Origin of the sequence: Clostridium fermenticellae (assembly GCF_003600355.1) — a bacterium.
Lineage (GTDB): Bacteria > Bacillota > Clostridia > Clostridiales > Clostridiaceae > Clostridium_AV > Clostridium_AV fermenticellae.
The window spans coordinates 2782465-2794465 of sequence record NZ_CP032416.1; the positions used below are offsets into that span (position 1 = coordinate 2782465).

Annotated in this window: 11 protein-coding genes, 1 tRNA gene and 2 pseudogenes; 5 read left to right on the forward strand and 9 right to left on the reverse strand. The window is 30.7% G+C overall.

Features of this window, described 5'->3' with window-relative positions; genetic code table 11:
- Positions 1–134 precede the first annotated feature (134 nt).
- The 5 genes and pseudogenes from mmuM to D4Z93_RS12915 form a co-directional block, all read right to left on the reverse strand.
- A complete protein-coding gene (gene mmuM / locus D4Z93_RS12895) occupies positions 135–1070 on the reverse strand; it encodes a homocysteine S-methyltransferase (protein WP_119974091.1) in 936 nt (311 codons plus the stop codon).
- A gap of 74 nt (positions 1071–1144) precedes the next feature.
- On the reverse strand, positions 1145–1774 hold the full coding sequence (locus tag D4Z93_RS12900; RefSeq protein ID WP_162920310.1) for an HAD family hydrolase: 630 nt from the start codon (positions 1772–1774) through the stop codon (positions 1145–1147).
- A gap of 141 nt (positions 1775–1915) precedes the next feature.
- Positions 1916–2833 (reverse strand): sensor histidine kinase, encoded by a 918-nt coding sequence (locus D4Z93_RS12905; protein ID WP_119974094.1) that lies wholly within the window; start codon positions 2831–2833, stop codon positions 1916–1918.
- A pseudogene (locus D4Z93_RS12910) lies at positions 2823–3014 on the reverse strand (response regulator); the annotation flags it as partial. The gene D4Z93_RS12905 and the pseudogene D4Z93_RS12910, both read right to left, overlap by 11 nt.
- A 233-nt stretch (positions 3015–3247) precedes the next feature.
- The gene (locus tag D4Z93_RS12915; protein ID WP_119974096.1) at positions 3248–3910 is read right to left on the reverse strand and encodes a DedA family protein; all 663 of its coding nucleotides are present in this window, start codon (positions 3908–3910) and stop codon (positions 3248–3250) included.
- A gap of 269 nt (positions 3911–4179) precedes the next feature.
- Between D4Z93_RS12915 and D4Z93_RS12920 the strand changes: the two genes are divergently transcribed.
- On the forward strand, positions 4180–4770 hold the full coding sequence (locus tag D4Z93_RS12920) for a phosphatase PAP2 family protein (protein ID WP_119974098.1): 591 nt from the start codon (positions 4180–4182) through the stop codon (positions 4768–4770).
- 142 nt (positions 4771–4912) lie between these two features.
- Here the strand turns inward: D4Z93_RS12920 and D4Z93_RS12925 are convergent, their stop codons facing one another.
- Both D4Z93_RS12925 and D4Z93_RS12930 read right to left on the reverse strand, forming a co-directional pair.
- Positions 4913–5776 carry an EamA family transporter gene (locus tag D4Z93_RS12925; protein WP_119974100.1) on the reverse strand — a complete coding sequence of 288 codons (864 nt, stop codon included), beginning with the start codon at positions 5774–5776 and terminating at the stop codon, positions 4913–4915.
- 200 nt (positions 5777–5976) lie between these two features.
- The gene (locus D4Z93_RS12930) at positions 5977–6312 is read right to left on the reverse strand and encodes a glycosyltransferase family protein (protein ID WP_199798395.1); all 336 of its coding nucleotides are present in this window, start codon (positions 6310–6312) and stop codon (positions 5977–5979) included.
- Between the two features lie 23 nt (positions 6313–6335).
- On the opposite strand from D4Z93_RS12930, the pseudogene D4Z93_RS12935 reads away from it, so the two are divergent.
- A pseudogene (locus tag D4Z93_RS12935) lies at positions 6336–6704 on the forward strand (MFS transporter); the annotation flags it as partial.
- Positions 6705–6812: 108 nt separating this feature from the next.
- Here D4Z93_RS12935 and glmS read toward each other — a convergent pair.
- A complete protein-coding gene (glmS, locus tag D4Z93_RS12940) occupies positions 6813–8639 on the reverse strand; it encodes a glutamine--fructose-6-phosphate transaminase (isomerizing) (protein ID WP_119974102.1) in 1827 nt (608 codons plus the stop codon).
- Between the two features lie 599 nt (positions 8640–9238).
- Here glmS and D4Z93_RS12945 point away from each other — a divergent pair.
- The gene (locus tag D4Z93_RS12945) at positions 9239–10408 is read left to right on the forward strand and encodes an iron-containing alcohol dehydrogenase (protein WP_119974104.1); all 1170 of its coding nucleotides are present in this window, start codon (positions 9239–9241) and stop codon (positions 10406–10408) included.
- Positions 10409–10497: 89 nt separating this feature from the next.
- Here the strand turns inward: D4Z93_RS12945 and D4Z93_RS12950 are convergent, their stop codons facing one another.
- Positions 10498–11070: a nitroreductase family protein gene (locus D4Z93_RS12950; RefSeq protein ID WP_119974106.1), complete on the reverse strand. Its 573-nt coding sequence runs from the start codon at positions 11068–11070 to the stop codon at positions 10498–10500.
- A gap of 169 nt (positions 11071–11239) precedes the next feature.
- Here D4Z93_RS12950 and D4Z93_RS12955 point away from each other — a divergent pair.
- Positions 11240–11315: transfer RNA gene (locus D4Z93_RS12955), tRNA-Thr, on the forward strand.
- A gap of 181 nt (positions 11316–11496) precedes the next feature.
- Positions 11497–11898, forward strand: a complete 402-nt coding sequence (locus D4Z93_RS12960; protein WP_119974108.1) for a hypothetical protein — start codon at positions 11497–11499, stop codon at positions 11896–11898.
- Positions 11899–12001 lie beyond the last annotated feature (103 nt).

Here is a 12001-nt window from a genome sequence, read left to right on the forward strand (position 1 = left end):
CCTCCTTCTATTAATAAATTTATTATTCTCCTTTTTTTGATATTTATTAATTAATTTATATATTTATTACATTAATTAGACAGTAAAATATAGCAAAAAATGTAGAGAATTAATTTTCCCTACATTTTTTACTATTATTTCTTTAAAATTTTAAAAACTGCCTTTATATAATCCGGAGTGGTTCTGCAGCAGCCCCCTATAAGTTTAGCCCCATTTTTAAACCACTCCCGTGCAGCAATACTAAAAGCTTCACTTGAAGAATCACCATACCACGTTTTAGAACAAACGTCATATTTTTCACCTGAATTCGGATAAACAACTATTGGTTTATTAGATACTTTTTTTATTTCCCCTATAAGTGAATTTATATATTTAGGTGCTGTACAATTTACTCCGACTGCAGCTACTTGTTCACATGAATTTAAGAAATTAGCGCATTCCTTAATAGTAGTACCTTCACTTATTTCATGATCATTTTTGCAGCTAAAGCTTATCCATGCATAAATCTTCGGAAATTCCTCAAGTAACTTGACAATGACCTTTGCCTCAGTCAGACCCGGAATTGTCTCGCAAGCTAAAATATCGATACCAGCTTCAACTAGAAACTTTATTCTTGTTCTATGAAAATCAATTAGTTTTTTTTCACTTACCTCATAATTACCACTATACTCAGACCCATCTGCAAGATAAGCACCATAAGGACCTACTGAACCTGCAATAAAAGGTTTATGCCTATTCTTTCTATTTGATGTTTCTGCCCAAAACCTATCCCTGGCGTTTCTTGCGATCTCAACAGACCTTTTTATAAAACTTTCTGATTGGGATTTAGTATAACCTTTATTCATGAAACCATCAATTGTAGCTTGGTAACTCGAAGTTATAGCACAGTCGGCTCCAGATACAAAGTAATCATAATGTACATCTTCTATTGCCTTAGGATTCTCTGCAAGTATTTTAGCTGACCATAAAGAGTCATTTATATTAAAACCTCTTTTCTCAAGTTCTGTTGCTAATGCACCATCCAAAATAATTACAGGAAAATCATTTAAAATAGTCTTTATTATATTCATTAAATACACCTCTATATTAAACTAAAGAAAACCCGGTACTGTTGAAAGTCTCGAGTTTTCTTTAGTTTAAAACATTACATTTTTTCTATTTCATTTAAATCTGATATATCATCTAATATATAATTATAATTTCTAACACTTCCAAATCCATAACTTGCAAATATGAATGGAACACCTGCTCCTTCTGCAGAATCACAGTCAAGTTGTGTATCTCCAATATATACAGGATTTTTTAAAGCATATCTGTCAACTATAAGTTTTATATTATCCTTCTTTAAAAGACCTGTATTTCCAGAACATTCTCTGCCTTTAAAGTATGCTTCAAGTTCAGTTTCCTCTAAAAAAGTTTCTATATACCCACGCTGACAATTGCTTACAATAAACAATGAATACTTTTTAGAAAGTGATTTTATAGTTTCTTTCATATTTTTATATGGCTTGCCCCCATATTTATTTACGTAATTACAATAGGTTTTATCAAATATGCCTACCACCTTTTTATGAGATTCACTATCTAAATAAGGTAATATACAGAAAATAAATTCGTCTATCTGAAGCCCAAATGCTCTTTTTATATCTTCTCCTGTCACTGTTTTCTGTAAATTCACCTTTCCAATAAGCGCCTTATTAAAAAACACCTCAAAAGCTTCTGTTGAATCCCACAACGTTCCATCTAAATCAAAAATAATTGAATCTATTTTCATAATATCTTCCATACCTCAACTTTTACAAAAAATTTACAAATATTCCTTAATCCAAACTTATTTTAACACAAAAATGAGCAAATGCTTAAAAATATTATATCCTATCAGTATTACAAATATCACTATGAGAGCATTTAAATCTCAGTCTAATTTTAATGATACAATTATCTTCGTTCCCTTATCTTCATTACTTTTTACATCTATAATTCCAGCATGTACATCAACAATCCACTTAGCAATAGAAAGTCCAAGTCCAGAACCACCTTTTTCCTTTGATCGTGATTTATCAACAATATAAAATCTATTAAATATTTTTTTGATTTCATCCTGGGGAATTCCAATACCATTATCCGAAACTATTATTTGAACAGTATCATTATAAACCATCGAACTTACGTCTATTTCACCACCAGCTGGAGTAAACTTAATGCTATTATCAATAAATATTCTAAGCATCTGTTTTATCATCTTATAATCTGCAAAAATCATTATATTATCATTTTTACTGCTCTCTATTATGCGATTTTTTTCTATGATTCTACTTTCCCTAACAACCTCATCAATTAATTCATTAAGATAAAATTCTTCCTTTTCAATCAATTGTGTATCATTATCCCCTCTTGCTAAAAAAAGAAGACCTTCAATTAAATCTCCCATATTAGAAGCTTCAAGTTTAATTGCTGAAATTGATTTTTCTAGTGCGTCTCTATCGTCCTTTCCCCATCTATCAAGCAAATTAGCATATCCCTGTATAACAGCAATCGGAGTTCTAAGTTCATGGGATGCATCAGACACAAATTGAGTCTGCCTATCAAAGGCTTCCTGAAGTCTCTCTATCATTTTATTAAAGGTACTTGCAAGCCTTTTAAGCTCATCATCAGGGCCTTTTATTTCAAGCCTATCATTTAGGTTATTAATGCTTATATTTTCAGCTGTTTTAGTTATATAATCAATAGGTTTAAGCATTCTTTTACTTACTAAATATCCTAGCAAAATCGAAGCAATAATTCCAATAAAATCAGCAGCAGCCATAACACCAAATAGTACTTTCATAACCATTTAAACCTGGTATCATAATATCAAGAAGTATCAAATTATAATCCCTTTTTTCTACTTTCTCTAAAGCTTTTCTTCCATCATAGGCAGTATCAACCTCATATCCTTCATGGATAAGCTCCATTTCTATAAACATTGACATCTGTTTTTCATCTTCTACTAAAAGAATTTTAAACTTCCTCAAATTATCATCTCCATACCTAATATATCAAACCATAAATTCATTTAAGTATACATTACTTTATTAATAAAAACAGGCAGATTTGATAAATAACCCACGTGCAAAATTATAAAAATCAACTTATACTGGCTAAAACATACATAGAGCGTTTCTGCAATAGCAAATGAAGATACAGTTCACCCCATCTTCATAGTAACTGTTATTTTAATTCAGATGTATTATAAAAAATATAGTTATTAAAATTCCATATTAGTAATATCATCCTTATTTCTCTTTTCTTTAATTACTGTAACTACTGCGGGAATAATAGATATTATTACAATAGCAATTACTATATAAGAAAAGTGTTGTTTTACTAAAGGTAATCCCCCAAAGAAGTAACCTCCTCCTAAAAATAGTGTGACCCATAAAAAACCACCTACCATGTTATAAATTATAAACCTTAAATAACTCATTTCTCCAATTCCAGCAACAAATGGCACAAATGTTCTTATGATAGGTATAAATCTTCCTAGTACTATAGTCATTGATCCATGTTTCTTATAAAAATCATGTGCTTTTCTAAGATATTCTTTATTTATATATTTAATATTTTCTTTTTGAAAAATACTGTTTCCTATTCTATGTCCTATGTGATAATTTACAGTATCTCCAAGTACAGCAGCTAAATAAAATATTACAAACAGCGGAAAAATTTTAAGTAATCCAATAGACGCAAGTGCTCCTACCGCAAACAGAATTGAATCTCCCGGTAAAAACGGGGTGACAACTAATCCAGTTTCACAAAATATAATTAAAAATATTATCCCATAAGTCCATATACCATAATTTTGTACTATCACATTTAAATATTTATCAAGGTGCAGCAGCATACTAATCAAAGTTTCTATAAATCTCATTTTTTCTCCCATCCTTATTAAATTATTATGATTCGTTATGTTATACATTATCTACACTTAAAATTAAAATTACATTAAGATAACCTTAAGCTTCTATAAAATTTGTTATGTTATTAAATTTCGAAAAAATAATAAGGTGAAATAAACTCCGTTCCTCATCTTTAAAATATACCAAGAAACTTTAATGTAATTTTAATGTTCCAAAGGTAATATAATAATAAATTTTCACAGTTGTATACAAAAACATAAAACAGAAAGGATATTTTAATATGAATATGGAGTTTTTTAGATTAATAAACAACCTAGCAAATAAAAATATAGTTCTGGACAAGATAATGATTTTCTTTTCAAAGGATGTGCCGTATATCTTTATGGGTATTGTTGCATTAGTATTTATTTGGGGAATTATCAAAAGAAATGATAATTATAGAAAAGCATCTGTAAATACATTTATTGTTACAGTAATTAATTTAATGCTGAGTTTTATAATTGGAAGTATATATTATATGGATAGACCTTTTGTACATAATAAGGTTAATTTATTAGTTCCACATGTTAAAGATGCATCCCTTCCAAGTGATCATGCCACAGGAACAATGAGTATAGCCTTAGGTTTAGGAAGGTACAATAGGATAATTAAAATTATACTGACAATATTATCAATAATGGTGGGATTCTCAAGAGTATATGTTGGAAATCACTATCCTTTAGATGTCATTAGTGCATATATTATGGTGTTTATTACAAACTACTTATATAACTTATTATTAAAAAATATAATTGAAGAAATTTATATGAAGATTGAAAAGTTATTACTAAATAAAACAAAATTTTATAAAAATTCAGGAGAAATATATTAACTATGAGAAAATTAGTTTAAGCTGCAAGAGCAGGTGTTTGTTATTATATCAAATTCAAAAAAATTTAATGCAAATAGAAGTATATTTCATATAGGGTTTATAAATAAAAGTTTGATTCATCCTCCAGTCGGGATTTCCAAAACTATTTCACTAAAAGTAATAAAGTACCTATGACGATTATTATTAATCCACAAAATGACTTTTTCGTAAGTTTTTCTTTTAAAATAAAATATGAAAATACAATTGAAATAACAATGCTCAATTTATCTATAGGTACAACTACACTTGCAAGTCCATTTTGTAGGGCCCTATAATAGCAAAGCCAGGAAGCTCCTGTTGTAATTCCTGAAAGGCAAATAAATAGACAGCTTCTTTTATCAATGTTTTTAATTTCATTTTGTTTTTTTGAAACCAAAACTAATACCCACGCCATAAGTAATACAACAATTGTTCTAATTGCAGTTCCTAAATTTGATTCAACTCCACTGATTCCTACTTTTCCAAGAATTGAAGTCAAACTTGCAAATATTGCTGAAAAGACCGCATAAAATAACCATCTGCTATCTATGATTTCTTTGTTTTCCACTTTCCTTTTAGTTATCATCATGTATGTTCCTATTCCTATAGCACACATGCCAATAAATTTTATCCAAGTAATCTTTTCACCTAATAAGATAAAAGCTAAAATCATAGTTAATACTGTACTTGATTTATCAATTGGTGTTACTTTATTTACATCTCCAAGCTGAAGGGCTTTAAAATAACAAAGCCAGGAAGCTCCTGTTGCCAGTCCTGACAATATCAAAAAAAGCAGGTTTTGTCTGCTTATTTGACAAATCATATTTTGGGATCCAACAATAATAACCATTAGCCATGAAAAAATTAATATAACAATAGTTCTGATTGCAGTTGCCAGATTAGAATCTGTTTTTTTTATTCCAATCTTAGCTAAAATAGCTGTAATTCCAGCAAAAAATGCTGAGCCAAATGCAAATAATATCCACATTAAAATTTCCTTCTTCCTGTTTACGTAGTGAAAATTTTATTACTACTATGCATAGCAAACCGTATAAACCTTCCTCATTTCTGAAAGGAAACTATTTACTATTTAAATTTAGAAAAATTACTTTTAATATTATAATAATATGAGCCTAAAGGTTTTAGCTCATGTTATTGAAAATATAACTATTTAGTTCTCATAAATACTTATTTATATATAATATGTTTATCCAAATTTTTACCAACTAATGGAACTGCATTTTGTATTTCAACTTTACTAAAATCGTTACCTATGCTTAAAATAAAATTCACAATATTTTCTGCAGTATATGGATTACTAAAGACTTTTTGAGCATGTTTAATTTTGTTTAGTCTAATTCCACCATCTGTAATCAGACTATTGATAATGCTTTGTATGTTATTAATATCACTGCATACTACTCCAAGATTGTATTTTTCAATAAATTTCGGATTTTCCTCTTCCTGCCCTGGTAGGGCACCTGTTATTATTAATGGGACATTGCATGCTATAACTTCCATCATAACATTTGGACTTCCTCTCGTAAATGCTATATCAGAAGATATCATTAAATCCTGTATATCTAACAGCTTTTGATAATATAATTATAGGATTATTCCCTCCACTTTTTTCATCTATTGCAAATGATTTGAATATACACGTGTATTCATTAGGAATTGTTTCAGCTATTAATATTTTAATTACATCTCTTTCGTCAATTTTCTGGGGTTGCCTTGCGGGAAAATTTAATAGAAAAGGTCTTATTATGATAGGTACTATTTTTTTGTCAGTATCAGTATACTTAACTTCACGCTGCAGCAGTTATACTCAACTCTTTATTTTTCAACTTTTTACTGGATTAGGACTTGGATGTATAGCTTCAATTGGATTTAGCGTTTTAACTGATTATATTCCTTAATGTTTTTTTTACATTAAACTTACATCACCTAAAAGTAAAGGCTATACATTCTTTCGAATAAGAATGTATAGCCTCACTGCTAAAATTTATATTAGTTAATAATAATTATTCAACAGTAACTGACTTCGCAAGATTACGCGGTTTATCAACATCGCATCCTTTTTGAACCGACATATAATATGCCAAAAGTTGAAGTGGAATTACTGTAAGAACCGGCAAAAGTATATTATTGATCTTTGGCACGTATAATACCGAATCAACAGCTTTTTCCATATCAGTATTGCCTTCCACTGTGAATCCCAGGACTTTTGCTCCTCTTGTTGTAACCTCTCTTATATTACTTATCATTTTCTCATACAGATCAGTCTGAGTTGCAAGCGCCACTACTATAGTTCCATCTTCAATTAATGCTATAGTTCCGTGTTTTAATTCTCCACCAGCATAAGCCTCCGAGTGTATATATGATATTTCCTTCAGTTTAAGTGAACCTTCCATTGCTACTGCATAGTCAAGACCCCTCCCAAGGAAAAACATATCCTTGTACATATAAGTTTTTGAAGCAAATTTCTGGAGGACTTCTTTTTGCTCAAGCATTTTCTTTGCTCTTTCAGGAAGTTCAAGCATATCATTTTTTATTGATTCTGCCTCTTCTTTAGTTATAGTATTTCTATTTTGTGCAAAGAATAATGCCAGCATATACATAGTAATAAGCTGAGTTGTATAAGCCTTAGTCGATGCAACTGCAATTTCAGGTCCTGCCCAAGTATATAAAACATCATCGGCTTCCCTTGATACAGTACTTCCAACAACATTCGTAATTGCTATTACTCTCGCACCATGAACTTTTGCTTCTCTTAAAGCTGCTAAGGTATCTGCAGTTTCCCCAGATTGACTTATAACAATCATCAAAGTTTTATTATCTATAATAGGATTTCTATATCTAAATTCTGAGGCAATATCAACCTCTACAGGTATTCTTGCCAGTCTTTCTATCACATATTTTCCTACTATTCCAGCGTGATATGCTGTTCCACAAGCCACTATATAAATTTTTTGGATGCTCTCTAGTTGTTCTTTAGTAATCTTTATATCATCTAATTTTATAGGTTCATTAGGCATAACTCTTGAAATCATAGTATCTCTTATAGCCTTAGGTTGTTCATAGATTTCCTTCATCATAAAATGTTCAAATCCATCTTTTTCTGCTGCATTAGCATCCCAGGTTACATGATTAAGTTTTTTCTCTATTTTTTCTCCCTCAGCCGAGTATATCTCTACTCCATCTTTAGATAATACTACAAACTCTTTATCATCTAAATAGTATACATCTCTTGTATGATTTAATATTGCCGGAACATCAGATGCTACAAATGCCTCACCATCTCCAACTCCTGCAATAAGCGGGCTGTCTTTTCTTACTGCCACAACTTTATCTGGTTCTTTTGAACATATAACTCCTATTGCATAACTTCCTTCAAGTTTAGCCGTAGCTTTCATAACTGCATCTAATAAATCTCCATCATAATAATAATCAACTAAATGAGGTATAACTTCTGTATCTGTATCCGAAACAAATCTATATCCTTTTGATACCAACCATTCTCTTAAGTGTACATAATTTTCTATTATTCCATTATGCACAACACTTATAGTTCCTTCATAATTACTATGAGGATGTGAATTCATATCTGAAGGCTCACCATGAGTTGCCCATCTTGTATGCCCTATTCCTACTCTTCCTTCTAAAGGTTCCTTATTAAGCTTTTCCTCAAGTTTTGCAAGTCTGCCTTTGCATTTCATAACATTTATTCGTTCACCATCAAGTATAGCAACACCTGCAGAATCATATCCTCTATATTCAAGTTTACTCAATCCTTCAATCAAGACTGACTGAGCCTGATTTTTTCCGACATAACCAACTATTCCGCACATAAAAATCTCCCTTTCTTTATCTTCCATTACTATTTATTGTTTTATTTTTACCTAAAATTATTTTTACAGCTCCTTATTTTGGCAATAAATAACTATTCTCTCCTAAATTTAAAATTTGAAGAGAGTAATAATAAAGGCAACTAAGGTTTTAACACCAGATTGATGTTGTTACAGAAATTACTTTCTGCTTTTATCAATCGTTAACGGTAGTGCGATACCGTGGGGCACCCGCCGAAGATTCGATACTCCCCATCCTCGTCAACTCAAGTAAAATTTACATTTTAAATATAAACTTAAGTTCTGGCGCTTTGGTTAAATATTGCGAATTTTCACCTCCTGAAATAATATAATATAAGCCTTAAACAAGCTGTCAATACATTATACTATTTAAGTTTATTTTCTGTCAAATTAAAACACAACCTATTAATTGCAAGTTTAATGCCCTCTAACGCCACTCAATTCTATAATTCTATTATAATTTCACATGCAATATTCTTTAATTATTCATAAATATTATATATACTATATATGAATATTACTTAAATATAATTTTGTGCCAAAAATCATTATATTTTAATAATAAAAAAGGGGTGATATTAATGAACAATTTTGAATTTAGAAATCCTACTAGAATCATATTTGGGAAAGGCACTGAAAATAATATTGGCAGAGAAATAAAAAAATATACTAACAGAATACTATTATGCTATGGTGGTGGAAGCATAAAAAAATCTGGTTTATATAGCAGAGTAGTTACGTCTCTAAAAGAAAACAATATTGAATTTATTGAGCTTTCAGGTATAAAACCAAACCCAAGATTAAATCTTGTAAAGAAAGGAATAGATTTATGTCGTCAAAATGATATAAATTTCGTCATGTCTGTTGGAGGAGGAAGTGCAGCTGATACGGCTAAAGCAATTGCTGTTGGAGTTCCTTATAATGGAGACGTATGGGACTTTTATATTGGAAAAGTCAAAGTTAAAGAGGCATTACCTATAGCTGTAATTTTAACTCTGCCTGCTACCGGAACCGAATCAAGCAATAGTTCTGTAATTACAAATGAAGATGGTTTATATAAAAAGGGACTAAATTCTGAACTTATAAGACCTACTTTTTCAATAATGAACCCTGAACTTACATATACCCTTCCCGCTTATCAAACATCATGCGGAATATCTGATATCATGGCTCATACAATGGAGAGATATTTTACAAATGTTGATCATGTAGATCTTACTGATAGATTGTGTGAAGCAACCTTAAAAACTGTCATAAACAATGCTAAAATTTTAATAAAACATCCCAAAAATTATGACGCAAGAGCTGAAATTATGTGGTCTGGTACAATAGCTCATAATGGTCTTTTAAACACTGGCAGGATAGGTGATTGGGGTTCACACAAAATTGAACATGAATTGAGTGCAATTTATGATATAGCTCATGGAGCAGGTCTTTCAATTGTATTTCCTGCATGGATGAAATATGTTTACAAACACAATGTAAACTTATTTGTTCAATTTGCTGTTAGAGTATGGGATGTGGATCTATCATTTAGTTCATATGAAAATATTGCATTAGAAGGTATTTCAAGACTTGAGCAATTTTTTAAGAAAATAGGTCTTCCTACTAAATTGTCTGATGCTAATATAGATGATAATAGATTTGAAGAAATGGCAAATAAATGTACGGAGAATAATACAAAAACTGTTGGTCAATTTATAAAATTAGGTAAAGAGGATATAATAAATATATTAACCCTTGCCAGATAATATACTAAAAATGTGTTAGTAATTAAGTCTAAATTACTAACACATTTTAACTTCACCCGGTATTATTACCCGGGACATATATAACAACATTATATATTTAAAATTATTTCATCCAAACTTCTTTTTGGAACATGATGCACTTTATTTTCATCTCTCCAATATTTTATATCACCATTTGAATTTGCAAGCTCAAGTACAACCTCTTCCTTTGGTTTTCCAATCGCCAATGCTAATATAATTTCATACTTATCATCAATATTTAAGCTTGCCTTTAATTCTTCCCTATTTATGTTTGCAAGCATACATCCACCTAAATGTTTTTCAACAGCAGCAAGAAGTATAGTTTGCGCTGCTATTCCAGGATCAAATGATGGATTCTTGCTTATTGATGTATCATTAAGTATCAAAATATATGCACTTGGCTTCTCTCCCTCTTCAGGACCATTCCAATCTTTTAAATACCCTGCCCATCCTAAAGTTTTAAATATTTTTTCATTTCTATCTTCTATGTTTGAGATAATATACTTTAGAGGCTGAAGATTTGCACCTGATGCAGTTGACCTTGTAATATTCACTAATCCTTTTAAAGTTTCTCCTGAAATGCTTTCATTCTGATAGAACCTTCTATATGACCTATTTTTTTTAACAAGTTCCTGTATCATATCTAATTTTCCCCCATTAACTATTTATTTATAATTATAATAATTCTAAATAAATAAAATATCAATAAAGAAAGTATGAAATAAAAATATATTTACGTATTGATATTAACCGTAAATTGTATTAAAATTAAATAGTTAAGCGACTTTAAATAAGATATACTAAGAATGTGCTCCCATGGCTCAGCTGGTAGAGCAACTGATTCGTAATCAGTAGGTCGGAGGTTCGAATCCTCTTGGGAGCACCAAAGGTTAAAAAGTAAAACAGACCAGATCGTCTATTATTGTTTTTAAAAAGTAGTGTATAGACGGTCTGTTTTTTATGCAAATAAGTATGGATAGGCATTAATAATTCACTGCTGCTGACTTTTATCAAACGCTGACATTCCATCCTGATATAAGGTTGCAACCAAAGAGAACATATCCTCTGTGGACAAATCTTTATCACGGCGCAGCCACAGCCTAAACCCAGAACATTTCATTTGCCATGTTTCGTTCGATGACGGCAAGCTCCTTGGCATAGAACCTTTCGGTATGTACGGAACACCTACTTTGGTCAATGTAAATGTAGTTGATGTTTCTGCTCTAGGCAAACAAATTCAAGCAGATAAAGATCCTAGCTTCCCTATGTCAATGGCTGGCAGAACTTTTCTGGCAGATGGCGTGACTGAAGTCAACAGTCCCTATCACCAATTTAAACCTATAACAGATGGATTTGAAGCAAAGACTGCTGTCTACTGGCCGGAACATACACCAGATGAAATTGTATACGGCCATTCCCTGCATCTAGCCATGGAGTTTTTCCGGGGCGTCGAACTTACCGGGAAATAAAAAACAAGGACTATTGGATTCAAAAGATTTAGAGATGATAACAAGATAGTCACTTAAAAAATTGATATACTCTCTTCTAGGTAGTATAACGAGTGGAATAATA